The sequence below is a fragment of the Coprococcus sp. AF38-1 genome (assembly GCF_003603945.1).
Lineage (GTDB): Bacteria > Bacillota > Clostridia > Lachnospirales > Lachnospiraceae > Coprococcus > Coprococcus aceti.
This window is the reverse complement of the sequence record NZ_QVGO01000004.1, coordinates 259,619-284,984: the sequence shown is the minus strand read 5'-3', so window position 1 is coordinate 284,984 and position 25,366 is coordinate 259,619. Positions and strand designations below refer to the sequence as shown.

Genomic DNA, 25,366 nt, shown 5'->3' with positions numbered 1-25,366 from the left:
AAATGTTAAAAGAAACTTACACACTTAACAATGGAGTAGCAATTCCAAAGCTTGGACTTGGAACATGGTTCATCGACGATGACAAGATAGCAGATGCCGTGAGGGAGGCCGTAAAGATAGGTTACAGACATATTGACACTGCACAGGCATACGGCAATGAGCGCGGAGTAGGCGAAGGAGTTAGAACCTGTGGTATTCCAAGAGAAGAACTGTTCGTAGTCTCAAAGGTTGCGGCTGAGCACAAGACATATGAGGAGGCCAAGGCGGGAATCGATGGAACGCTTGAGAAGATGGGACTTGACTATCTCGATATGATGATCATTCACAGCCCACAGCCTTGGGTAAAGGTAAATCAGAGCGATGACAGATACGTGGAGGGCAACAGAGCAGCATGGAGAGCACTTGAGGAGGCATACAAGGAAGGCAAGCTCAAGGCTATTGGTATATCCAATTTCCAGATCGGTGATATCGAGAGCCTTATGGAGACTGCTGAGATCAAGCCTATGGTCAACCAGATACTTCTTCACATCAGCAATACTCCGATAGAACTGGTGGATTACTGTCAGAAGAACGATATACTTGTTGAGGCTTATTCACCTATCGCACATGGTGAGATACTCAATCAGCCTGAGATCAAGGCTATGGCGGACAAGTATGGTGTGACTGTTCCACAGCTCTGCATCAGATATACTATCCAGCTCGGAACAATTTCACTGCCAAAGACGGCCAATCCAGAGCACATGAAGAGCAATACAGAGGTCGATTTCGAGATAAGTGCAGAGGATATGGAGGCTCTTAAGAATTTCAAGAAGATCGAGAGCTATGGAGCGAGCAGTGGTTTTCCTGTATATGGTGGACGTATATAATAAAGAAAAGTTCATAGCTATAGTGGACAGCCGTCAGGTTTGTATAGTTTGCAATCATAAATATCTTGCATAATATAATAGTTACCTTATAATAGAGATGTTGCTAATTTTATACATTTAGGAGGAAATGAACAATATGAAAAAGGGAACAAGTTATATTGTAGTGGCTGCAATGATGATGGGATTGATGCTGACAGGCTGTGGGGGCAATGACAATTCTGTAACTAAGGCTACAACTGAAGCTGAGACAGAAGCAGCAACAGAGGAGCAGGATACTGAAACACAGGACACTGCAGATGATACTGAGGACAGTTCGGTCGCCATTGATGAGGAGGACACAGAGGAAGATACAGAGGACAGTGAAGAGGCAGAAGCTGATCCTTCAATAGTAGGTGTATACACCAAGAATGGTTATGAGAATTCGTATTTTGGATTTAAGATCAACCTTGAAGGAAGCTATGGAATTCAGACAAGAGGTTCATTACTGACTGCCACCGATATCTCTGAGGTTGTGGAGGATTCCAATAGCGATGAGACTGTACAGAGGGCATTGGATAATCTGGACAATAGCTTTACGGTAGGAAACGATTATGCATTCTGTGCAAATGATGGTACACACTATATTCTGCTCAAAATAAAGTCCCCTAAGGGTGGTGGAAATTACGGTTATGATGTGTGGGCTGATGAGAATACAGTAGCAAAGGCAACTGTTGCTCAGATGGATACTGTTATTACATCTACAGCAAGTAGAATTGGCGCTGAAGCAAGCAATATTGAGACTGATTATTCCAAGTGTACAGTATTTGGCGAAGAGCACTACATATGTACAGCAACGGCTGATATGTCTGGAACTGAGTACTCTCTGACAAATGTAATAGTAAGATCAGATGACGGAAAGTATACGATGATAATAGCTATAGAGACACTTGGTGACAGAAATTATCAGGATATTCTGGATAACATGTTCAGTCCATTATAAATTTTACAACTTTACTTTTTCAAAAACAAAAAGTATAATACACATCGAAAGCGAGTGGCAAAGATTGCGTAAATCCAGTTTTGTCACTCGCTTTTTATGTGTATATATAATAATTTTCTAGTGTGTAGCTATTCAGCGTAAGTCCAACTAACTTAGGCGGTAGCTGCTTTTTTTGTTCAGGGAAAGGAGTTTGAAGAGTGGAAGAAATAGATAAGAACAAAGAGGAAAACAGAGAGAGAAATAAGATGAAAGATATGCCAGTTGGAAAGCTGATGATCCAGATGGGTATTCCTATGATTCTTTCCATGGCGCTTCAGGCGGTGTACAACATCGTAGACAGCGCATTTGTGGGAAATATGAAGGTGGGAAGTGAGGCTGCGTTAAATGCCCTCACGCTGGTATTTCCGGTGCAGATGCTCATGGTTGCTCTGGGCATAGGCACGGGAGTCGGCACAAATGCGTTTATTGCCAGAACCCTTGGTCAGGGTGATAAGGAAAGAGCTGCCAAGGTGGCTGGCAACAGTCTGTTTCTCGGTGCTGTAATATATGTGGTGTGTTTGTTATTTGGAATATTGGGAGTGAGGACTTATATAGTCTCACAGACTATGGACACGCAGGTCACAGAGATGGCTGTGGATTATCTAAGAATATGCTGTGTGTATTCATTTGGAATAATATTCTTCTCGTTGTTTGAGAAGCTGCTTCAGGCAACTGGCAGATCCATGTATTCAACGATAGGTCAGGTGATGGGAGCTGTCATAAACATCATACTTGATCCGCTTCTCATATACGGAGTGGGACCATTTCCTGAGATGGGTGTCAGAGGAGCCGCCTATGCGACTATTATAGGTCAGATAGCGTCTGCGGTTCTGCTGTGCGTGTTCCATCTGAGACTTAATAAGGAATTTGAACATGGATGTGCATACATGAAGCCTGACTGGAGAATCATCCGGGGAATATATGCCATAGGACTCCCGGCCATCATAGCCCAGGCACTTATGTCCATCATGGTATACGCGCTGAATCTCATTCTCAAGTTTAACCAGTCGGCGCAGACTGCATATGGTCTGTTCTACAAGGTTCAGCAGTTTGTGCTGTTTCTCGCATTTGGACTCAGGGATGCGATCACCCCGATCACGGCATACAGCTATGGAATGGGTGACAGAAAGAGGATAAATGATGCGATTAAGTATGGAATAATCTACACAATAGTGCTGATGGTGTTTGGAATGGCTGTGACAGAGCTGTTTCCAGCTGCATTTGCCGGACTTTTTAATGCGGGACAGTCCAGAGTGTATTTTATAGACGCCATGAGGATAATCTCCCTAAGTTTCGTATTTGCCGGGGTAAATGTTGCATTTCAGGGAATATATCAGGCCCTTGAAGGCGGTGTGGAATCGCTTGTGATATCGCTGCTCAGACAGTTGATAATCATCCTGCCGCTTGCCGGAGCATTTGCGGCTCTGGTCAGAGGCGGTCAGGCGGATGTATCACTGATATGGTGGGCATTCCCGATCACGGAGATCGTGTCGTGCGTGGTGGGCATGGTGTTGCTGAGAAGGAAAATGAGGAGGGTTACTTCTTCCCTGCACCTTTCATCATTGACTTAAATGTCAGCATGAATGTTGCGCCGCATGAGAATGCGGACACTATGTCGCTGATAGGCTCGGCGTAGTAAATACTCATGACTGAGTGCGTGCAGTATGGCAGGATGATCGCGAGTGGGATTATCAGTATGACCTTTCTCAGCAGTGCAAATATAAGGGATTTGCCTGCTTGTCCCATGGATATGAAGGACTGCTGACATCCGTTCTGTATGCCAAAGAACATCATTCCGAATATGTATATCGGAAGAACTTTTGCACAGAGTGCTTTGAGGGATTCATCCGAGGTAAATATTCCGGCTGCCACGGACGGAAACAGGAATGCGGCCCCAGCCAGGACAAATGACACTATGATGGACATGGTTATCAGTATGGTACATGTCTTCTTCACTCTGTCCACGTTGCCCTTGCCGTAGTTGTAGCTGATGATGGGCTGGACTCCCTGGGAGAAACCGCTCATCGGGATAAATATAATCTGCATGATACTTTGGAGTATGGTGAATGATCCCACGTACAGGTCATCGCCGTACTTCTGGAGCCCGTGAGTGAACACGATGGTTATAAGGCTCTCCGTGACCTGCATGATAAATGGTGACACACCGAGAGCTGCGATGGACAGTATCAATTTGCCCTGTGGGCGCATCATCTGCGCTGATATGCGAAGACTAGCCTTGCTGGATGTCAGAAATCTGATAACCCATGCCGCGCTTATCGCCTGGGATATGACGGTCGCTATGGCCGCACCCTTGATTCCGAGGTTCAGTGCAAATATGAATATCGGATCGAGGATGATGTTGAATATGGCTCCTATGAGCACAGAAAACATGGCGGTCTTTGACTGTCCCTGGGCTGTGATAAATGTGTTCAGTCCGGTGGTGATCATGACAAATATAGTGCCTATAAGGTAAATGCTCAGATAGTCATCGGCATGTGGATAGGTGGCATCGCTGGCACCGAAGAAATACAGAAGCGGTTTCTTCAATGTGTAGATGACAGCCATAACAATAACTGTAAATATGATGAGCAGGGTTACGCCATTTGACAGGATGCGCTGTGCCTTGTCCCTGTCGCCTTTACCGAGAGCAATGGAAGCCAGAGGTGCTCCGCCCGCGCCCACGAACACGCTGAATGCACTTACAAGGGTGATGATCGGGAGACACAGTCCGATTCCGGTGAGGGATGCTGCGCCTACCTCGGGGATATGTCCTATGTATATTCTGTCCACTATGTTGTATAAGAGATTGATGAGCTGCGCCACAAATGTTGGAATGCCCATGGAGAGCATAAGTTTAAATATCGGCGCCGTGCCCATCCTCTCTTCAGAATTTGAAGAAATTGTACTTGTGTTCATAACTGCTCCTTAATGTTGATAACTTTTCGAATTTTTCGGAAAAGATTATATTTTGAATAGATGTGTTCTCTATTATAATGCCTAATGTATAGAATATTTCAGTTAGATGGGGTAGTCAATCAACAAATAATAAAGAAAGTATAAAATAAATGATAAGTGGAAAAAGTCCAGCAAATATGCGGGAAACAGTAAAAAACGAGTGAAAATATAGCAAAAACTTGAAAAATTATTCTTGACAAATTTACTAGGAAAGCGCATTATGGTTACAGATATAAGATAAACCGTTGATCAAGAGGAGTAGCGGCATATAACATGTTCAGAGAGTTGCAGGTGGTGTGATTGCAGCGATGGGAGTGCAGGTGAATGGACTTGTGAGGGCAAACCGAAAGATTTCAGATTCAAGTAGGGGAGACGGAGACCTACCGTTATAGAAGGTACATATATGATTGTATATGGTCGAGGGCATCGATATATATAAATATATATAAATTATTTATATATATTTTTTTTTATTTATTGATGAAATTAGGTGGCACCGCAGGAGATTAGATTTCTTGTCCTAATGTTTGTAGGATAAGGAATTTTTTTATGTCCTGTGGTTTTTTTTATTTTCATAAGGAGGGACCCGCATAAGCGGGAGGAATCCTAAAAAGGAAACGCACTGATGTGCGAGTAGGTCATCAAGCTACGCTTGACGACATGTTGTGAAGCACGCAGACGCCGCGAGAAGCGCCTTTCATGCGTCTGCTCATAATGGATTAATTGGCAAGGAGGATGAGACATGATAAGACCAGAACTTAACGAGGCAAAGAAATATGCGGCGGACGGATACAGGATGGTTCCGGTGTGCTGCGAGATGTTATCGGATGTGATCACACCTATCAACTTACTCAGAAAGCTGAAAGCGGCAAATGAGCACTGTTACATACTTGAGAGCGTGGAGAATCAGGAGGTGTGGGGACGGTACACATTTCTTGGTTACAATCCGAAGCTTGATGTCACATGCATGAATGGACACATACAGCTCAAGGATATAGATGGAAATGTGATAAAGGAAGCGGACGATACTCATCCTGAGGTATTCATCAGAGAGATACTCAAGGATTACAGGAGTCCAAAGATAGAAGGACTTCCAACGTTTACAGGAGGTTTTGTTGGTTACTTCTCATATGATTATATAAAGTACAGTGAGAAGAAGCTTGTGATCGATGCCGAGGATGATGAAGGGTTTCAGGATCTGGATCTGATGTTATTTGACAAGGTCATTGCATTTGACAATTTCAAGTCAAAGCTGATCCTCATTGCAAATGCTGACACGTCCGATATAGAAGCCGGATATGCAAAGGCACTTGCTGACATAGAAGATATGAAGAAGCTAATCCTCGATGGAGAGATGGCTGAGATAGAGCCGGTTAAGATGAAGAGTGATTTCAAGCCTCTGTTCAATAAAGAAAAATATTGCAGCATGGTCGAGAGGGCAAAGAAGTACATATTCGAGGGAGATATCTTCCAGGTGGTTCTGTCCAACAGACTTGAGGCTGAGATGGAGGGTTCACTGTTCAATACATACAGGGTTCTCAGAAGCACAAATCCTTCTCCGTATATGTTCTACTTCAGCGGCGACCAGATAGAGGTTGCGGGCGCATCGCCTGAGACACTGGTAAAGCTTGAGAATGGCGTGCTCCACACATTTCCTCTTGCTGGAACGAGACCGAGGGGAAAGACAAAGGAAGAGGATATGAGACTTGAGGCCGGACTTATGGCGGATGAGAAGGAGCTGGCGGAGCACAACATGCTGGTGGATCTCGGAAGAAATGATCTTGGCAAGATAAGCAAGTTCGGAACTGTTGAGGTTGAGCAGTACATGAAGGTTCAGAGGTACTCACATGTAATGCATATCGGGTCAACGGTCAAAGGAGAGATCGATGACAGCAGGTATGATGAGCTGTCAGCCGTAGATGCGGTACTTCCGGCAGGAACCCTCTCAGGGGCACCGAAGATCAGGGCGTGTCAGATCATCAACGAGCTGGAGAACAACAAGAGAGGAATATATGGTGGTGCCATAGGATACATAGATTTCACAGGGAATCTTGATACATGTATAGCCATAAGGATCGCATACAAAAAGGGTGACAAGGTATTTGTCAGATCCGGAGCGGGAATCGTGGCGGACAGTGTTCCGGAAAATGAGTTCCAGGAATGTATCAACAAGGCAAAGGCAGTTACAACAGCACTCACAATGAGCCACAATAAATACAAGGAGGACAAAACAAATGACAATACTTATAGATAACTATGACAGCTTCTCCTACAACCTGTATCAGCTTGTGGGGGCAATAAATCCGGATATAAAGGTCATAAGAAATGATGAGTTCACCTGTGAGGAGATCGAGGCGATGAATCCGGATCACATAATCATCTCACCGGGACCCGGAAGACCTTCGGATGCGGGAATGTGTGAGGAAGCGGTGAGATATTTTGCAGGAAAAGTACCAATCCTCGGCGTGTGTCTCGGACATCAGGCGATTTGTGAGACATATGGTGCGACAGTCACATATGCAAAGAAACTTATGCATGGAAAGATGTCGCTGGTTGATGTGAATCTGAACTGCAGATTGTTCAGAGGACTTCAGAGCAAGATACAGGTTGCCAGATATCATTCACTGGCAGCAGCCGATGAGAATTTCCCAGAATGTCTGGAGGTCACAGCAAGAACGGAGGATGGAGAGATCATGGCAGTAAAACACAGGGATCACGAGGTATACGGAGTTCAGTTCCATCCGGAGTCGATATTGACACCGAAGGGCAAGATAATGCTCAGGAATTTTTTGGAGATATAAAATGATATAAAATAAGGAGGATATGGCGATGATACAGGAAACTCTTAAGAAGGCAGCAGCAGGACAGGATCTTACATACGATGAGGCATATGCCAGCATGGATGAAATATTCAGCGGCCAGGTGCCGGGAGAGACAACGGCGGGATATCTCACAGCGCTTCATATGAAGGGCGAGACACTTGATGAGATAACAGCCAGTGCAAATGGAATGAGAGACCATGCGGAGTCTCTTCCACATGACGGAATAGATGTTCTTGAGATCGTGGGAACAGGTGGGGATTGTGCGAATTCATTTAACATATCGACAACGAGTGGTATAGTTGCAGCAGCAGCCGGAGTACCGATCGCAAAGCACGGCAACAGAAGCGTATCGAGCAAGAGTGGAGCAGCGGATGTACTTGAGGCTCTTGGTGTAAATATCTCCATATCACCTGAAAAGATGGGCAAGGTTCTCGCTGAGTGCAACATGAGCTTTATGTTTGCCCAGGTTTATCACAAGGCGATGAAATATGCAGGTCCGGTCAGAAAGGCACTTGGAATACCGACAGTATTCAATATCCTTGGACCTCTCACCAACCCGGCAAAGGCTCAGATGCAGATCATGGGAGTATACAAGGAGGAGCTTGTTGATCAGATGGCTCCTGTACTTGTTGGTCTTGGCGTAAAACGGGGACTTGTCGTATACGGACAGGATTGTCTGGATGAGATCTCCATGAGCGCACCTACAACTGTAGCAGAGATCAAAGATGGCGAGATCACAAAGTATGAGATCAAGCCAGAGGATTTCGGATTTGAGAGGTGCAGTAAGGAGGATCTGGTGGGCGGCGATCCTGAGGAAAATGCACAGATCACCCGCGATATCCTGTCAGGTAAGATTACTGGAGCCAAGAGAAATGCAGTTGTACTGAACGCAGCAGCTTGTATCTACATTGCAGGCAAGGCAGACTCCATAGCAGACGGAATAAAGGTGGCAGAGGACGTGATCGACAGTGGCAAGGCTGCTGAGACGCTTGATGCATTTGTAAGACTGACAAATGAGTAGATAAGCTTCATCGCAGACTATGATAGAAGGTTGCATAGAGAGGTAAGAGATGATATTAGATGAGATAGCGGAAAAGACAAAGGAACGTGTGGCGGAGCAGAAGAAAAAAGTTCCTCTTGAGGAGATGAAGAGACAGGCACTTGATATAGTTGCCAGAGAGACGGATAACGGCAGCAGCCCATATAGTAAGTTCCCATTTAGGGATAATCTGGCAGCGGATGGAATATCGTTTATCTGTGAGGTCAAGAAGGCATCGCCTTCCAAGGGGCTTATCGCACCTGACTTTCCCTATGTTGAGATCGCAAAGGAATATGAGGCGGCTGGTGCTTCAGCCATATCGGTGCTCACTGAGCCGTTTTATTTCCAGGGAAGCAATCAGTTCCTGATGGATATAAAGAAGGAGGTAAATATACCGCTGCTGAGGAAGGATTTTACAGTTGACGAGTATATGATATATGAGGCAAAGGTCATAGGAGCCTCGGCGGTGCTTTTGATTTGCGCAATACTGGATGACGAGCAGCTTGGATTATACCTGCAGCTTGCGCATGAACTTGGGATGTCGGCTCTGGTTGAGGCTCACGATGAGGATGAGGTCAGACGGGCGATAGCCTGCGGAGCCGGCATCATCGGGGTGAACAACAGAGACCTCAGAACATTTACGGTGGACATCATGAACAGTGTTCGTCTTAGAAAGCTGATACCGGATACGGTGCCAGCCACCCATATGGGGACGGAGGTACCTGTCACTGGTACAGGAGCTGCGGCTGACACTTTAGCACCCCAGAAGATGGTGTATGTGTCTGAGAGTGGAATCAAGGCAAAAGAGGACATAGACAGGCTCAAGGCAAATGGAACTGATGCGGTGCTCATAGGTGAGACATTTATGAGAAGTCCCGACAAGAAGAAGTTGTTTGCGGAACTTAGAGGCGAGTAACATATTATATAGAAGAAACACAATACAAAAGTGTAGAAATTACATTTGAAAATATATCTGAGAAGACAAAAACAGGAGGAAAAACATATGTCAAAAGGCAGATTTGGCGTTCACGGCGGCCAGTACATTCCAGAGACTCTGATGAATGCGATGCTGGAGCTGGAGGAGGCTTACAAGAAATATAAGGATGATCCGGAGTTCAACAGAGAACTCACAGAGATGCTCAACGAGTATGCGGGAAGACCCAGCAGACTTTACTATGCGGAGAGAATGACAAAGGATCTGGGCGGAGCGAAGATATACCTCAAGAGAGAGGATCTGAACCACACAGGAGCGCACAAGATCAACAACGTAATCGGACAGATGCTCCTTGCCAAGAGAATGGGCAAGACAAGAGTTATCGCGGAGACCGGTGCCGGACAGCACGGAGTTGCAACAGCTACAGTTGCAGCCATGATGGGCATGGAGTGTGAGATATACATGGGCGAGGAGGACACGATCAGACAGGCTCTCAACGTGTACAGAATGAGACTTCTGGGTGCAAAGGTTCATCCGGTAAAGACTGGAACAGCCACACTGAAGGATGCGGTATCTGAGGCATTCCGTGAGTGGACAAGCAGGATCGATGACACACACTATGTACTCGGCTCAGTCATGGGACCATATCCTTTCCCTGAGATCGTCCGTGATTTCCAGGCTGTGATCAGTAAAGAGATCAAGGCACAGCTCATGGAGAAGGAGGGAAGACTTCCTGATGTCGTCATGGCATGTGTGGGCGGCGGTTCAAATGCCATCGGAGCTTTCTATGATTTCATACCTGACGAGAGCGTCAGATTGATCGGCTGTGAGGCAGCAGGCAGAGGTGTTGATACATTTGAGACAGCGGCAACCATCGCAACCGGAAAGCTTGGTATATTCCACGGCATGAAGTCCTACTTCTGTCAGGATGAATTTGGTCAGATCGCACCTGTATATTCGATCTCAGCGGGACTTGACTACCCGGGAATCGGACCTGAGCATGCATACCTTCACGACATCGGACGTGCAGAGTATGTGGCGATCACAGATGACGAGGCAGTTGATGCATTTGAGTATCTGTCAAGGATCGAGGGAATCATCCCTGCGATAGAGAGCGCACACGCTGTGGCTTACGCCATGAAGCTGGCACCTACAATGGACAAGGATAAAATAATAGTGATCAATGTATCAGGACGTGGAGACAAGGACGTTGCAGCCATCGCAAGATACAGAGGGGAGGATCTTCATGAGTAATATAGCAAAAGCATTTGAACATGGAAAAGCATTTATACCATTTGTGACATGTGGCGATCCGTCGCTGGATGTGACAGAGGAGGTAGTATACGCAATGGTTGAGGCCGGTGCAGACCTTATAGAGCTGGGAATCCCATTCTCAGACCCGACAGCCGAGGGTACGGTCATTCAGGGCGCAAATATAAGAGCGCTTGCAGGCGGCGTGACGACAGACAAGGTATTTGACCTTGTGAGAAAGCTCCGCAAGAAAGTGACAATACCTATGGTGTTCATGACATATGCAAATGTCGTGTTCTCGTACGGTTCGGAGAGATTCATCAGCACATGCAGGGAGATTGGCATAGACGGTCTGATCCTTCCTGACATTCCTTACGAGGAGAAGGGCGAGTTTGATGGAATCTGCAAGCAGTATGATGTGGATCTCATTTCACTCATCGCACCTACATCCCATGAGAGAATATCCATGATCGCAAATGATGCGAGTGGATTTGTATATTGCGTGTCATCACTCGGTGTAACCGGAACCAGAACCAAGATCACCACAGACATAGGAGCAGTGGTCGATCTGGTGAAGAAGGCGAAGGACATTCCTTGCGCTGTAGGTTTCGGAATATCCACACCTGAGCAGGCAAAGCAGATGGCGGAGAAGTCAGACGGTGTCATCGTCGGTTCAGCCATCGTCAAGCTGTGTGCCCAGTACGGCAAGGACTGTGTGCCTTATGTGAGAGATTATGTGAAGAGCATGAAGGATGCGATAAGGTAGGAAATTATAGATACTAATTGGGGTATGCATTTGTGGATGCATATTTAAGAGAGTCGGAGAAATCTGGCTCTCTTGTGTTTTATAGATATATTTATAAATATGTTGACACCACAATTAGTTTTTGATATAACATATACATCAGCGATTGCTGATATCCATAATGAAAATTGAATAAATCATATTTTAAGTAGAAGAGTTTGAAAACATGATGAGTAGCAAGTGCTACAAGTCTGCGATCATGACTCTTTTTTTGTTGCCTTTTGGGCATGGGGCAGATTTCAAATGAAAACTGAATATGCATCTGCCCGGTATCCGGGGCAGCAAAGAATACGGACACAGCGACTGTCGTCGGCTGAAAAATGACAGACCGGGGAGCGGGCACTGATAAGGTGTGAGCTGGTAAAGCTTCAGATAACACATTGACAATATTTTGTAGATTTATTTTAGGTTTATTTTTTCATTATGGAGGTAACGATTATGAGATATTCATTTACAGAAAAGACATCACACAGACAGCAGGAGACAGCATACATGCTTTATATGATCATCGGCAGCTATTTTCACAGATGCAGATGCAGATCAAAGGCGTTGGAGGAGAATCTCTTCCTTTATTATAAAGAGCTTGGAGAACGCAGACAGATAGATAAAGAGAGACAGATCATCAGAGTCAGCGAGGGTGTGCTGAAAGACAATATGACAGATCTGGCGGAGATGAATGCTGAGGTGGTTATCTCAAGGGCAGATGATCTGTATATATTAAGATTTTACACAGGATTTGAGAGGGTCGTGGTGACTGTCGATGAGAAAGGCTACTATGAGATAAGCCTGGGTAGGGATGAACTAGCGGTATAGAAGGTGTTGTGAGCAAACAGATGAAGTATAGTGGCAGTTGTTCAGGGGATAAATAAACTTGAGCAACTGCCGTGTTTTTACTTGATATGGGAACTAATGTTCGATATAATAGATGCAGGTTTTAGCCTAGAGTAGGAGACTTTTATGGATCATTTTGAATTGGTATCGGAATACAAGCCCACCGGAGATCAGCCGGAGGCAATAGAAAAATTGGTAAAGGGTTTTCAGGAAGGTAATCAGTTTGAGACGCTGCTGGGTGTAACCGGATCTGGTAAGACTTTTACCATGGCGAATGTCATACAGCAGCTTAATAAGCCAACACTGATACTTGCACATAACAAGACTCTGGCGGCGCAGCTTTATGGGGAGATGAAAGAATTTTTCCCGAACAATGCGGTGGAGTATTTTGTATCATACTACGATTATTATCAGCCGGAAGCATATGTGGCGTCTACGGATACTTATATTGCAAAGGATTCGTCTATCAATGACGATATTGACCGGATGAGACATAGTGCAACAGCTGCGCTCATAGACAGAAAGGACGTAATCGTAGTCGCGTCTGTGTCGTGCATATATGGTATCGGTGATCCGGACGAGTACAGGAATCAGATGCTGTCATTCAGAGTCGGAATGATAAAGGACAGAGATCAGGTCATCGATGAACTGACAGATATACAGTATGACAGGAATGACATGGATCTGCAGAGAGGCACGTTCAGAGTGCGCGGGGATGTACTTGAGATAATACCTGTGTCAACATTTGACGATGGAATAAGGATAGAGTTTTTTGGTGATGAGATAGACAGGATCACAGAGTTTGATCCGCTCACTGGAGAGGGAAAGAGGGATCTGACATATACCTGTCTGTTCCCGGCGTCCCACTATGTGGTTGGACAGGAGAAGATGGAGAAGGCACTGAAGAGGATAGAGGCGGAGCTCAAGGACAGAGTTGCTTACTTCAAGTCAAAGGATAAACTCATCGAGGCACAGCGTATCGAGGAGAGAACTAACTTTGATATGGAGATGATGAGAGAGACTGGATTTTGCTCTGGTATAGAGAACTATTCCGGTCCGCTGGCTGGAAGATCAGCCGGAGAGACGCCGAGCACACTGCTGGATTTCTTTGATGATGACTTTCTTCTTATTATAGATGAGTCACATATGACTGTGCCTCAGGTTGGCGCGATGTATTCGGGAGACCGATCCCGTAAGATGAATTTGGTTGACTATGGATTCAGGCTTCCATCGGCACTTGACAACAGACCACTCAACTTCTCGGAATTTGAGCAGAAGCTTGATCAGGTCATGTTTGTATCAGCCACACCGGGCAAATACGAGGAGGAGCACCAGATGCTTATGGCTGAACAGATCATCAGACCTACAGGACTTCTTGATCCGCCGGTTGAGGTCAGACCGGTGGAGGGACAGATAGATGATCTGCTGAAAGAGGTTCGCAAGGAGACCGAGCAGGGACACAAGGTACTTGTGACAACACTTACCAAGCGTATGGCTGAAGATCTCACCAGCTATATGAGGGACAATGATATAAAGGTAAAATATCTGCACTCGGATATAGACACCATGGAGAGAGTTGAGATAGTGAGAGATCTCCGCCTTGGAGTATTTGATGTGCTTGTTGGAATCAACCTTCTGAGAGAGGGTCTTGATATACCGGAGATCACACTGGTAGCCATACTTGACGCTGATAAGGAAGGTTTCCTGCGATCGGAGACATCACTCATCCAGACCATAGGAAGAGCAGCCCGAAATGTGGATGGACATGTCATCATGTATGCGGATACTATCACGGGTTCTATGAAGTATGCCCTCGATGAGACGAGCAGACGTCGTGAGATACAGCAGAAGTATAATGAGGAACATGGAATAACCCCTAAGACTATAGAGAAGAGCATAAGGGATCTCATAACCATAGAGGTGAAGAAGGAGGAACTTCCAGAGGAGGATAAGGACGCTGAGTCCATGACGAAGAAGGAGCTTCAGAAGGTTATCGCCAAGCTGACCAAGAAGATGAATATGGCGGCAGCAGACCTCAACTTTGAGGTGGCGGCAGAGATCAGGGATCAGCTCAAGGTGTATAAGGCGGCACTGAGAGATTATGATAAAGAATAGATGGATGCAGGGTAGATAATTAAGATATAACAAATATAAATAATAAAGAGAAAAGGTTAGATCAAGATGGAAGACAATAAGAATTATGAACGTGGTGAGCATTTGGAGAATATAACGGATGCGAGCATGAAAGATGATGATTATTTCAACGCCAGCAGGAATATTGACAGGAAGTATATTACTATTGAGGGCGCACGTGAAAATAATCTGAAAAATATCAATGTTAAGATTCCAAGGGACAAATTTGTTGTCGTGACAGGACTTTCGGGATCAGGTAAGTCTTCACTGGCATTTGACACGATATATGCGGAGGGACAGAGACGATACATGGAGTCGCTGTCCTCCTATGCGAGACAGTTCCTTGGACAGGCTGAGAAGCCGGACGTGGATAAGATAGAGGGACTTTCCCCTGCAATCTCCATAGATCAGAAGTCAACAAACAGAAATCCCCGATCCACAGTTGGCACTGTCACTGAGATATACGACTATTTCAGACTTCTCTATGCCAGAGTGGGAATACCACACTGCCCGAACTGTGGTAAGGTCATAAGCAGACAGACGGTTGACCAGATGGTGGATGAGATCATGAAGCTACCTGAGAGGACAAAGTTCATGGTGCTTGCGCCTGTGGTCAGAGGCCGAAAGGGAGAGCATGTAAAGCTGCTGGAGAAGGCAAAGAAGAGCGGATTTGTCAGAGTGGTAGTCGATGGCAGCATGTATGAGCTGTCGGAGGAGATAAAGCTCGATAAGAACAAGAAGCACAGTATAGATATAGTTGTCGATCGTCTGGTTGTAAGACAGGATGTGGAGAGGCGACTCACAGATTCCATAGAGACCGCACTTCAGCTTGCAGAGGGGCTTATGAAGATTGAGGTGATCGGGGAGAGGGATGAGAATGGTGTCCAGAAGGAGAATACCATTATCAATTTCTCAGACAGCTTTTCATGCCCGGATTGCGGAATCAGCATAGATGAGATAGAGCCGAGAAGCTTTTCGTTCAACAATCCATTTGGCGCATGCCCGACATGTGCAGGTCTTGGCTTCAAGATGGAATTTGATCCGGATCTTATGATACCCGATCAGAGTTTGTCGATAAATGATGGAGCCATAGTGGTTCTGGGATGGCAGTCGTGCAATGATGGCAAGAGCTATTCAAATGCAATACTCAGGGCACTCAGTGCGGAGTATGGATTCTCTCTTGATACACCATTTCAGGAATATCCACAGGATATCAAGGATCTCTTATTATATGGAAAGAACTCTCGCCCGGTTAAGGTGCATTATAAAGGACAGCGCGGGGAGGGAGTGTATGATATAACATTTGAGGGACTCATAAAGAGTGTTGCCAGAAGATACAGGGAGACATCTGCGGAGTCCACAAAGGCCGAGTATGAGACATTCATGACTGTAACTCCGTGTGAGGTCTGTGGTGGTAAGAGACTTAAGCCGACAGCCCTTGCTGTTACAGTTGGAGATAAGAATATTGCTGAACTTACAGAGCTTCCTATCACAGAACTTGCAAAGTTTATGAAGGATCTGGAACTCACTGACAGACAGAAGATGATAGGTGCGGCCATACTCAAGGAGATCAGGTCGAGACTGCATTTCCTTATAGATGTGGGACTTGACTATCTGTGCCTGAGCAGAGGTACAAGTACGCTCTCAGGTGGAGAGGCACAGAGAATTAGACTTGCCACACAGATAGGTTCAGGTCTGGTCGGAGTTGCATATATTCTGGATGAGCCAAGTATTGGACTTCATCAGAGAGACAATGACAAGTTGATCGCAGCGCTCAAGAATCTGAGAGACCTTGGAAATACACTGATAGTTGTAGAGCACGACGAGGATACCATGAGGGCGGCGGATCACATCATAGATATAGGACCGGGAGCCGGAGCAAATGGTGGATATGTGGTAGCTGAGGGTACGGCTGAAGACATTATGAAATGTGAGAATTCTATCACCGGTGACTACTTAAGCGGCAGGAAGAAGATAGAGGTTCCGGATGTGAGGAGAAAGCCAACCGGATGGCTCACTGTCAAGAATGCTTATGAGAACAATCTCAAGCATATAGATGTGGACATACCACTTGGAATCATGACATGTGTGACGGGTGTGTCTGGTTCAGGAAAGAGTTCTCTGGTAAATGAGATCCTGTACAAGAAACTTGCGAGAAGACTCAATAAAAGCAGGGTTAAGGCAGGAAAGCATGACCATATCATCGGTTATGATGCTTTGGACAAGATCATAAATATAGACCAGTCACCTATAGGTAGAACGCCGAGATCCAATCCGGCTACCTACACAGGTACATTTGATCTGATAAGGGATCTGTTTGCCGGAACCAAGGATGCCAAGGCAAGAGGTTACGGCAAGGGAAGATTCAGCTTCAATGTATCTGGTGGACGATGTGAGGCGTGTCGTGGAGATGGAATAATCAAGATAGAGATGCACTTCCTGCCAGATATATATGTGCCATGTGAGGTGTGTGGAGGAAAGAGATACAACAGGGAGACTTTGGAGGTCAAGTACAAGGGCAAGAGTATCAATGAAGTTCTCGATATGACAGTTGATGAGGCGTGCGAGTTCTTTGCAAATGTGCCAAGGATACTGAGGAAGATAGAGACTCTCCGTGATGTGGGACTCGGATATATCAGGCTTGGTCAGCCATCCACCACTCTGTCGGGCGGAGAGGCGCAGAGAATCAAGCTTGCAACAGAGCTTTCGAGACGAGGAACAGGAAAGACGATATATGTGCTTGATGAGCCAACCACGGGACTTCATTTTGCTGATGTGCACAGACTTGTGGATATACTCAGAAGGCTCAGCGAGGGCGGCAACACAGTGGTGGTTATCGAACATAATCTTGACGTTATCAAGACCGCAGATTATATTATTGACATGGGACCTGAAGGAGGTGCTGGCGGTGGAACGGTCATTGCCAGAGGAACTCCTGAGGAAGTTGCGAAGATACCTCAGTCCTATACAGGACAGTATCTGAAGAGGTATCTCGATATGTAAGGGATGTGTCGAATAATTACATCGGAGGTAGATGACAACATGGATGAACAGAATAGAGTAGAAGATATTGACAGAGTTGATGGCGGGTCGACTTCTGAGCAGAAAAAGGCTATGATGGCTGAGAATAGTCAGGCACAGAATGGTCAGGGTGTGCAGTCAGTTCAAGCACCATATAGTCAGGTAGCACAGCCAGCTCAGTCACTGTATCAGCATATGCCACAGTATGGCCAGCCGGTGCAGCAGCCATACCAGCCACAGTCGCAGTACGGTCAGCCAGTCCAGCAGCCATATCAGCCACAGTCACAGTATAGCCAGGGAGCACAGCCAATGCAGACACCATACCAGCAGATGCCGCAGTATGGTCAGCCAACCCAGCAGCCATACCAGCCACAGTCGCAGTATGGCCAGCCGGTGCAGCATCCATACCAGCCACAGTCGCAGTACGGCCATCCGGTACAGCCAACGCCATACAACAACCCTATGGGATATATGGGATATGAGAATAGGCAGAACATACCTGATGATGTGAAGAAGGGATCCACACATGTACCTAATATGTTAAACCTGATCGGCATTATCATGGCTGTTGTATCAGTATTTATTCCTTATGCTTATATGGGGACAGATGCCAGAAGCATAGTTGGAGTGTTTGGGATAAATGTACTGTCAATGCTTGTTGTGGCGGTAGTTATTATAGCAGACGTGATCTGTGCATTTATCAACAAGGCAGGCTGTTATATAGCAGACCTTGTTATATCTATAGTTGTTGGCGGAATATTGATATTTGAATTTGTTCTGTCATTGATAGATCTTGGAAAGCTAGATGCAGCGGCAAATGCAAGACTCGGAGTCGGTGCATGGATCAGCGTGGCAGCGGCACTTTTCATGCTGATATCAGTTCCTATATGGTGGACAATCAGCAGGAAGAAGGATAAGGCAGAGAAGCAAGATTAGAATTTAGAAATTTATATTAGTGAAGATAAAAAATAATATAAAAGAAAAATAAGTAAGAATAAGAACCCCATCATGGCTTGTACAAGCTGTGATGGGGTTCCTTTAAGTTTACGCGAGCGATACTTGTCCGAAAGTTGTCGAACAGTTTATCGTTACATTTGTTAATTGTTCTGTTAAAGAATTAGTCGTTAGCCTTACCAACTGATCCGAAGAGTTCCATCTTCTCCTTAACAGTAGCCTTGATAGCCTCGAAACCAGGAGCGAGAAGCTTTCTAGGATCAAATCCCTTGCCCTCAAGATCCTTACCAGCCTCGATGTACTTTCTTGTAGCATCTGCGAATGATAACTGGCACTCTGTGTTAACGTTGATCTTTGAAACGCCAAGTGAAATAGCCTTCTTGATCATGTCAGCTGGGATACCTGTACCACCGTGAAGAACTAATGGCATAACGCCTGTCTTCTGCTGGATAGCATCAAGGGTCTCAAAGCTAAGTCCCTTCCAGTTAGCTGGGTACTTACCATGGATGTTACCGATACCAGCAGCAAGCATATCAACGCCGAGATCAGCGATAGTCTTGCACTCCGCTGGATCAGCGCACTCGCCCATACCAATAACTCCGTCTTCCTCACCACCGATAGAACCAACCTCACACTCGATTGAGAGGCCAAGCTGATGAGCTACGTTAACGAGCTCTGTTGACTTAGCAAGGTTCTCCTCGAATGGATAGTGTGAACCATCGAACATGATTGAAGTAAATCCAGCCTTAACACACTTGTAGCATCCTTCGTATGTTCCGTGATCAAGGTGAAGAGCTACAGGAACTGTGATTCCAAGTGACTCATCCATAGCCTTAACCATTGCTGCAACTGTCTCAAATCCTGTCATATACTTTCCAGCGCCCTCTGAAACACCAAGGATAACAGGTGACTGAAGCTCCTGAGCTGTGAGGAGAACAGCCTTTGTCCACTCAAGGTTGTTGATGTTGAACTGACCTACTGCGTAGTGACCAGCCTTAGCTTTCTTTAACATTTCTGTTGCTGAAACTAACATTTGTAAAATCCTCCGTAAAATTATATTTGGATACAATGTACCCACTTACGCTGATTATACCCCATATAATAAGAAAATAAAAGAATTTTTAGCCAAAAGTTCAACATATAGTTAGTTTGAACTTATCGATAGAAATGAAAAAAATAAAACATTTATAAAGAATAGTCCGCCTTAATTGCATTGAAAAAAATTAAATGCTATGATTTGCCAGTAATACTGACAAATATATAAAAGAGTAATGCATATAGAACATAATACGTTATGTGTATGCACACAGACGTGGCGCAAAGCACCTTACTATGCTTTTGCACAATATAATCTTAAAAAGGGAGGACAGAATGCTTCAGCTTAAGAATATCGTGAAGGATTATCACACTGGTGATGAAGTTGTTCAGGCACTTAAGGGTGTATCTGTGAACTTTAGGAGAAATGAGTTTGTGTCCATACTTGGTCAGTCGGGTTGTGGAAAGACAACGCTTCTGAACATAGTGGGCGGACTGGATCAGTACACCAGTGGAGATCTGGTTATCAATGGCAAGTCGACAAAGGATTTCAAGTCAAGAGACTGGGATTCATATAGAAACAATTCAGTCGGATTTGTATTCCAGAGCTACAATCTGATACCGCATCAGTCGGTACTGTCAAATGTAGAGCTTGCGCTTACTTTGTCTGGAGTATCAAAGGCAGAGAGAAGAAAGAGAGCGAAGGAGGTTTTGGAGAGGGTTGGTCTGGGAAATCAGATTCACAAGAAACCAAACCAGATGTCCGGTGGACAGATGCAGAGAGTTGCCATCGCCAGAGCACTCATAAACGATCCGGATATTCTGTTGGCGGATGAGCCAACGGGTGCACTTGACACAGAGACAAGTGTTCAGATCATGGAACTGCTCAAGGAGATAGCCAAGGACAAGCTGGTTATTATGGTCACGCACAACCCGGAGTTGGCACAGCAGTATTCAACAAGAATCGTAAAGCTCCTCGATGGAAATATAATAGATGACTCCAATCCATTCTCAGATGAGGATGAAGCAAAGGAGGATGACGGAAGTTATGAACCTAGAAAGACATCCATGAGTATGTTCACAGCGTTCTCGCTGAGTCTGAACAACCTCATGACCAAGAAAGGAAGGACATTCTTAACAGCATTTGCCGGAAGTATAGGAATCATAGGAATAGCACTTATATTGTCGCTATCGTCTGGATTCCAGAAGTACATAAACGATGTACAGGAGGAGACACTTGCCACATATCCAGTGCAGATAACAAAGAAAGCGATGGATTACAATGAGCTGCTCTCAAAGATGGTAGGTAACAACGAGGAGAATTCAGATCACAATCACGCTGGCGAGGACAAGATATATTCGGGAGATATCATGGGAGACATGCTCGTGTCCATGGTGTCAGATGTGAAGGAGAACGACCTTGAGTCATTTAAGAATTATATAGAAGACGATGCAAACGGCTTCACCAAGTATACAAGTGATATAACATACACATATGATACACCATTATATGTGTTTAACGAGAACAGTGCAAATGGCGGTGTTGCCCAGGTAAATCCAAGCACCACAATGGCAGATATGGGATTTGGAGGTATGGCGGAGGCACAGGAGTCAACGGCAGATTTCATGTCGGCGTTTAGTTACGGCTCATCATCAATGGACATGTGGACACAGATGCTTGACAATGACACTCTGCTTAAGCAGCAGTACGATGTACTGGCAGGACACTGGCCTGAGAACAAGAACGAGGTTGTACTTGTCGTCGACAAGAACAATGAGATAAGTGATTTTACACTGTATACTCTTGGACTTAGGGATTCAAAGGAACTGAGCGATATGGTTTCAACCATACTTGCTGGCGGAGAGGCACCGGAGCTTGAGCAGATGGTGTTTACATACGATGACCTTCTTAATCTCAAGTTTAAGGTTGTGCTTCCGGGCAATCTGTACAAGAAGAATGATGATGGAACATACACAGATATGAGTTCTGATGCTGATTTTCTGAAGTATGCAGTGGCCGGGGGCCTTGAAGTAAAGGTGTCGGCAGTAATCAGGGCTTCGGATAAAGCGTATGCAACTACCATGCAGCCGGGATATATAGGTTACACATCGGAGCTTGCCAATTACATAGTTTCAGAGAACGAGAAGACAGATGTACTCAAGGCTCAGATGGATAATCCTGATACTGACATATTTACAGGAATGCCATTTTCAGATGGCAAGGAACTGACAGCGGATGATGTGGATATGGATTCTGTTATGCAGCAGCTTATGGCTTCAGGTCAGGTTACTGAGGACATGCAGGCACAGATGGCGTCCATGACCAAGGATCAGCTCTTCGATATGCTCAAGGGTTACGGTTTCTTCCAGGAGTCAACATCTACTTATGAGGATAACATGTCAAAGCTTGGATATGCAGAGCTTGCAAAGCCGGCTTCCATCAACCTCTACTGTGCAGAATTTGCGGATAAGGACGAGATAACAAAGCTTATAGACAAGTACAACGAGGATTATCCTGACAAGGAGATCACATACACTGATTACATCGGAATCATGCTGTCATCGGTGACCAAAATCATCAACGCGATAACCTATGTACTCATTGCATTTGTGGCTATATCATTGATAGTTTCATCAATCATGATCGGAATAATCACATATATCTCAGTTCTTGAGAGAACAAAGGAGATCGGTATTCTGCGAAGCATAGGAGCTTCAAAGAAGGATATCTCAAGAGTGTTCAATGCGGAGACATTTATAATAGGTCTCTTCTCAGGACTCATAGGAATCGGCGTGACGGTGCTGATCAATATACCGATCAGTAAGGTGATAGAGAGTTATATCAACGTTGCCGGTGTATCGGCGCTTCCTTGGAAGGGTGGAGTGATGCTGGTAATTATCAGCGTTATACTGACATTGATCGGAGGACTTATCCCATCGAGACTTGCAGCTAAGAAGGATCCTGTTATAGCGCTCAGAAGTGAGTAAATATAAATTATCTGAATACAAAAAGAAAAGGCTGCCATCTCTGGCAGCCTCTTCTTTTTGTATTAAAAGGGAGTGACTGCAACTACATTATGTGAGGGGAGGGTGTTGCAGTCGTTTATGAAAAAGGGGATGTAAACAACTCGCTTACGCTCTCGCTGTTTACAGTTAATAATATACCGAGAAAATGTGTTCTAATTTTGGAGAAGTTGTGTAGAAAATGTGTTTTTCGGGTAAAAATATGAAGATGCTGTAAGAAATTTAAAGGATATGAAAACAGCATAAGGCAGACATGGTTAGAAATTAGAAAGGTAAGTAAAGGTATGAGACAAAATGTGTATTGTCCTGTTTATTTTTGCTGATCATATAATGTATAATGGTAGAAATGTATTTAGGAGGATAAACAGATGGCAGGAAGTCATATAGCAATACCAACCATTCTTAAGATCGGAAAGGGAACCCTGAATGATCTGGGCAAATATATAAGTGCTTCCGGGATGAAGAATGCTGTTATTTATTTTGGAAATGGACTCATAGACATGTTTGGACAGCAGGTCATGGATTCTCTGAAGAAAGAAAATGTGACAGTTGTGGAGTACAGAGAGCTGGATTCCACCAATATAGAGGATATAATCAAGCTGGCATTTGATATAGATGCGAAGGCCCAGGTGATCGTGGGTATCGGCGGAGGAAAGGTTATTGATGTGGCAAAGTATGCGGCATATCTCAGAAAGCTTCCTTTTATAAGTATTCCGACATCGGCATCATCGGATGGTTTCTCAAGCGCCAGCGCATCACTTATGGTAAATGGACGGCGTACATCGGTGCCGGCAAGAATGGCATATGGAATCATAGCTGACACGGAGATCATCAAGTCTGCTCCAGAGAGATTCCTTTACTCGGGAATCGGAGATATGGTATCCAAGATCACATCCCTCTATGACTGGCTCTTCGAGTCTGAACTGGGATACTCTGAGATGAACGATTTTGCAGTTATGATAGCGAAGAAGGCAGTGAACAGTTTCGTCAGAACACCATTTGAGACGATCAAGGATGACCTCTTCCTGAAGGAGCTTCTCGATTCCCTTGCCATGAGCGGTGTTGCTAATGAGATTGCAGGCGGAAGCACACCGACATCCGGAAGTGAACACCTGATCTCACATGCACTTGACAAGATGCTTGAACAGCCACAGCTCCATGGAATCCAGGTGGGAATTGCCACATATATCATGGCTGTTGTCCAGGATCACAGATATGTCAGGGTAAATGCAATATTTGAAAAGACTGGTTTCTGGGATTATGTAGCCACACTTGACCTCAAGAGAGAGGATTTTGTAAAGGCGATAGACATGGCTCCTCAGATCAAGCCTCACAGACACACATACCTTCACGAGGAGAACTACAGAGAACTTGCCAAGAAGGTTCTGTATGAGGACGAGGTACTTAAGAGAGTATTCGACTAAGAAAAAAGGTGTGAAGAATGGTACTGCAAGGTGGAAAAACAGTGTATCGTGTAAAACAATGAACAGTATGTGGATGCCAGCCGTGGAGGGCATTGTCAGGAGAGTATTATATGGAAGAAAACAATTTCGGCTATGGCTTTGAACATGATGACTATGGGAGATTTGAGCAGGATATTGACCAGGACACAGCATATGTGATCAGACCTGAGCAGATGGGCGGTGGAGCTTCCCCACAGCCACAGATAAAGAGGACGATCCCTATAGTTACGATTGCATTGATAGTGGCAAATGTCATAGCTGGCATCATGTGCATCGGTGTGGACAATTACTCCAGAACCGGTGGACTCAACTATCAGTACGTGAAGCTGAATGGCGAGTATGGACGACTTATATCGGCGATGTTCCTGCATTCTGGCTTTGATCATCTCTTTGGCAATATGTTTGCACTATATATGTTTGGCTCCACGGTGGAGAGAAAACTTGGCTCCCTGAGGACGACTATCATATACTTTGTATCAGGAATTGTTGCCGGGATCATATCCATGAATGTGTATCATATGACTGATCCTGACAGAATGCATTTCTCTATAGGAGCATCAGGGGCGGTGTTCGGAATCATATGTGCTGCTGTGTTCCTGACATTCATGGGCAACAGGAAAGCAAGCAGAAAAGATATGATGATATCCATAGTTGTTGTGGTCATATATGCTCTGTATACAAATGAGAAGAATATAGATATCTATGCGCATGTGGGTGGTGCGATCGTGGGAGGAATCCTTGCATTTGCACTGAATATCAAGCGGTGGGAGAAGTTTAGGGAGAACAAATTCTGCAAGCTTTTGGCAGTCATACTCACATTGTCCATGTGCGTGACAGGTATCGGTGAGGCGGGGATCGGCAAAGATGCAGCCGATATTCCGGATAAGAGGATAGATTATATAAAGGAACAGAAGATATTCCCGGATGGAGACACAACCTATGGGGATGGTCTGGATGCCTATTGCAGCGATGAACACTGGCAGGCATTTGTCGCGACGGACGGAAGTCAGATAGTGCAGTTTGAAGGGAATGCCACATATAAGGGGCAGCAGGTGACGGTCACAGTCCAGTTTCAGATAGAGGGTGACTGCGAGGGCTATCAGCCGGGATATGTCGGGCTGAATGATGTGGGACAGAACAGTGAGAGTGCCACGGAATTCATGTTGACAGTGTGTGGAAGATCGATAAATGAGCTGAAGTATGGAAGATAAATAT

Annotated in this window: 18 protein-coding genes; 16 read left to right on the top strand and 2 right to left on the bottom strand. The window is 45.1% G+C overall.

Annotated features, from left to right (window positions below):
- The first annotated feature begins 2 nt into the window (after nt 1-2).
- The 3 genes from DW025_RS07535 (at nt 3) to DW025_RS07525 (ending at nt 3,455) form a co-directional block, all read left to right on the top strand.
- Entirely contained in the window at nt 3-866 is an 864-nt protein-coding gene (locus DW025_RS07535) for an aldo/keto reductase (protein ID WP_117549916.1), read from the top strand.
- A gap of 136 nt (nt 867-1,002) precedes the next feature.
- Nucleotides 1,003-1,845 (top strand): hypothetical protein, encoded by an 843-nt coding sequence (locus tag DW025_RS07530; protein WP_022217400.1) that lies wholly within the window; start codon nt 1,003-1,005, stop codon nt 1,843-1,845.
- A gap of 245 nt (nt 1,846-2,090) precedes the next feature.
- The gene (locus DW025_RS07525) at nt 2,091-3,455 is read left to right on the top strand and encodes an MATE family efflux transporter (protein WP_117550554.1); all 1,365 of its coding nucleotides are present in this window, start codon (nt 2,091-2,093) and stop codon (nt 3,453-3,455) included.
- On the opposite strand, the gene DW025_RS07520 is transcribed toward DW025_RS07525, so the two are convergent.
- Nucleotides 3,421-4,800 carry an MATE family efflux transporter gene (locus DW025_RS07520; protein WP_119999428.1) on the bottom strand — a complete coding sequence of 460 codons (1,380 nt, stop codon included), beginning with the start codon at nt 4,798-4,800 and terminating at the stop codon, nt 3,421-3,423. The two genes, DW025_RS07525 and DW025_RS07520, sit on opposite strands and share 35 nt — an antisense overlap.
- A 781-nt stretch (nt 4,801-5,581) precedes the next feature.
- Here DW025_RS07520 and DW025_RS07515 point away from each other — a divergent pair.
- The 10 genes from DW025_RS07515 to DW025_RS07470 all read left to right on the top strand — a co-directional run bounded on the left by DW025_RS07515 (nt 5,582) and on the right by DW025_RS07470 (nt 18,611).
- On the top strand, nt 5,582-7,093 hold the full coding sequence (locus DW025_RS07515; protein WP_119999426.1) for an anthranilate synthase component I family protein: 1,512 nt from the start codon (nt 5,582-5,584) through the stop codon (nt 7,091-7,093).
- Nucleotides 7,074-7,640, top strand: coding sequence for an anthranilate synthase component II (locus tag DW025_RS07510; protein WP_119999424.1), 567 nt, complete (start codon nt 7,074-7,076; stop codon nt 7,638-7,640). Before DW025_RS07515 ends, DW025_RS07510 begins: the two co-directional genes overlap by 20 nt.
- A 28-nt stretch (nt 7,641-7,668) precedes the next feature.
- Nucleotides 7,669-8,682 (top strand): anthranilate phosphoribosyltransferase, encoded by a 1,014-nt coding sequence (gene trpD, locus DW025_RS07505; RefSeq protein ID WP_117549910.1) that lies wholly within the window; start codon nt 7,669-7,671, stop codon nt 8,680-8,682.
- Between the two features lie 49 nt (nt 8,683-8,731).
- On the top strand, nt 8,732-9,616 hold the full coding sequence (gene trpC / locus DW025_RS07500) for an indole-3-glycerol phosphate synthase TrpC (RefSeq protein WP_119999422.1): 885 nt from the start codon (nt 8,732-8,734) through the stop codon (nt 9,614-9,616).
- Nucleotides 9,617-9,703: 87 nt separating this feature from the next.
- Nucleotides 9,704-10,888: a tryptophan synthase subunit beta gene (gene trpB, locus DW025_RS07495; RefSeq protein WP_055280369.1), complete on the top strand. Its 1,185-nt coding sequence runs from the start codon at nt 9,704-9,706 to the stop codon at nt 10,886-10,888.
- The gene (trpA, locus tag DW025_RS07490; protein WP_207666806.1) at nt 10,881-11,651 is read left to right on the top strand and encodes a tryptophan synthase subunit alpha; all 771 of its coding nucleotides are present in this window, start codon (nt 10,881-10,883) and stop codon (nt 11,649-11,651) included. Before trpB ends, trpA begins: the two co-directional genes overlap by 8 nt.
- Before the next feature lie 477 nt (nt 11,652-12,128).
- A complete protein-coding gene (locus DW025_RS07485; RefSeq protein WP_119999421.1) occupies nt 12,129-12,503 on the top strand; it encodes a hypothetical protein in 375 nt (124 codons plus the stop codon).
- Between the two features lie 144 nt (nt 12,504-12,647).
- On the top strand, nt 12,648-14,636 hold the full coding sequence (uvrB, locus tag DW025_RS07480) for an excinuclease ABC subunit UvrB (RefSeq protein WP_055272008.1): 1,989 nt from the start codon (nt 12,648-12,650) through the stop codon (nt 14,634-14,636).
- Nucleotides 14,637-14,762: 126 nt separating this feature from the next.
- Nucleotides 14,763-17,657 (top strand): excinuclease ABC subunit UvrA, encoded by a 2,895-nt coding sequence (gene uvrA / locus DW025_RS07475; RefSeq protein ID WP_119999523.1) that lies wholly within the window; start codon nt 14,763-14,765, stop codon nt 17,655-17,657.
- A 39-nt stretch (nt 17,658-17,696) separates the two neighbouring features.
- Nucleotides 17,697-18,611: a hypothetical protein gene (locus tag DW025_RS07470; RefSeq protein ID WP_119999419.1), complete on the top strand. Its 915-nt coding sequence runs from the start codon at nt 17,697-17,699 to the stop codon at nt 18,609-18,611.
- Between the two features lie 181 nt (nt 18,612-18,792).
- Here the strand turns inward: DW025_RS07470 and fba are convergent, their stop codons facing one another.
- On the bottom strand, nt 18,793-19,662 hold the full coding sequence (gene fba / locus DW025_RS07465) for a class II fructose-1,6-bisphosphate aldolase (protein WP_022058049.1): 870 nt from the start codon (nt 19,660-19,662) through the stop codon (nt 18,793-18,795).
- 338 nt (nt 19,663-20,000) lie between these two features.
- Here fba and DW025_RS07460 point away from each other — a divergent pair, with 338 nt between their 5' ends.
- The 3 genes from DW025_RS07460 (at nt 20,001) to DW025_RS07450 (ending at nt 25,362) form a co-directional block, all read left to right on the top strand.
- Nucleotides 20,001-22,652 carry an ABC transporter ATP-binding protein/permease gene (locus DW025_RS07460; RefSeq protein WP_119999417.1) on the top strand — a complete coding sequence of 884 codons (2,652 nt, stop codon included), beginning with the start codon at nt 20,001-20,003 and terminating at the stop codon, nt 22,650-22,652.
- 404 nt (nt 22,653-23,056) lie between these two features.
- Nucleotides 23,057-24,112, top strand: coding sequence for an iron-containing alcohol dehydrogenase family protein (locus DW025_RS07455; protein ID WP_119999415.1), 1,056 nt, complete (start codon nt 23,057-23,059; stop codon nt 24,110-24,112).
- A gap of 110 nt (nt 24,113-24,222) precedes the next feature.
- Entirely contained in the window at nt 24,223-25,362 is a 1,140-nt protein-coding gene (locus DW025_RS07450; RefSeq protein WP_118649509.1) for a rhomboid family intramembrane serine protease, read from the top strand.
- Nucleotides 25,363-25,366 lie beyond the last annotated feature (4 nt).

Coding starts and splice junctions, on each gene's coding strand:
- trpC (WP_119999422.1), top strand. CDS start 8,732: ATGATATTAGATGAGATAGCGGAAAAGACAAAGGAACGTGTGGCGGAG.
- fba (WP_022058049.1), bottom strand. CDS start 19,662: ATGTTAGTTTCAGCAACAGAAATGTTAAAGAAAGCTAAGGCTGGTCAC.
- DW025_RS07515 (WP_119999426.1), top strand. CDS start 5,582: ATGATAAGACCAGAACTTAACGAGGCAAAGAAATATGCGGCGGACGGA.
- DW025_RS07460 (WP_119999417.1), top strand. CDS start 20,001: ATGCTTCAGCTTAAGAATATCGTGAAGGATTATCACACTGGTGATGAA.
- DW025_RS07485 (WP_119999421.1), top strand. CDS start 12,129: ATGAGATATTCATTTACAGAAAAGACATCACACAGACAGCAGGAGACA.
- uvrA (WP_119999523.1), top strand. CDS start 14,763: ATGAAAGATGATGATTATTTCAACGCCAGCAGGAATATTGACAGGAAG.
- trpB (WP_055280369.1), top strand. CDS start 9,704: ATGTCAAAAGGCAGATTTGGCGTTCACGGCGGCCAGTACATTCCAGAG.
- DW025_RS07450 (WP_118649509.1), top strand. CDS start 24,223: ATGGAAGAAAACAATTTCGGCTATGGCTTTGAACATGATGACTATGGG.
- trpA (WP_207666806.1), top strand. CDS start 10,881: ATGAGTAATATAGCAAAAGCATTTGAACATGGAAAAGCATTTATACCA.
- DW025_RS07470 (WP_119999419.1), top strand. CDS start 17,697: ATGGATGAACAGAATAGAGTAGAAGATATTGACAGAGTTGATGGCGGG.
- DW025_RS07535 (WP_117549916.1), top strand. CDS start 3: ATGTTAAAAGAAACTTACACACTTAACAATGGAGTAGCAATTCCAAAG.
- trpD (WP_117549910.1), top strand. CDS start 7,669: ATGATACAGGAAACTCTTAAGAAGGCAGCAGCAGGACAGGATCTTACA.
- DW025_RS07510 (WP_119999424.1), top strand. CDS start 7,074: ATGACAATACTTATAGATAACTATGACAGCTTCTCCTACAACCTGTAT.
- DW025_RS07455 (WP_119999415.1), top strand. CDS start 23,057: ATGGCAGGAAGTCATATAGCAATACCAACCATTCTTAAGATCGGAAAG.
- DW025_RS07520 (WP_119999428.1), bottom strand. CDS start 4,800: ATGAACACAAGTACAATTTCTTCAAATTCTGAAGAGAGGATGGGCACG.
- DW025_RS07530 (WP_022217400.1), top strand. CDS start 1,003: ATGAAAAAGGGAACAAGTTATATTGTAGTGGCTGCAATGATGATGGGA.
- DW025_RS07525 (WP_117550554.1), top strand. CDS start 2,091: ATGAAAGATATGCCAGTTGGAAAGCTGATGATCCAGATGGGTATTCCT.
- uvrB (WP_055272008.1), top strand. CDS start 12,648: ATGGATCATTTTGAATTGGTATCGGAATACAAGCCCACCGGAGATCAG.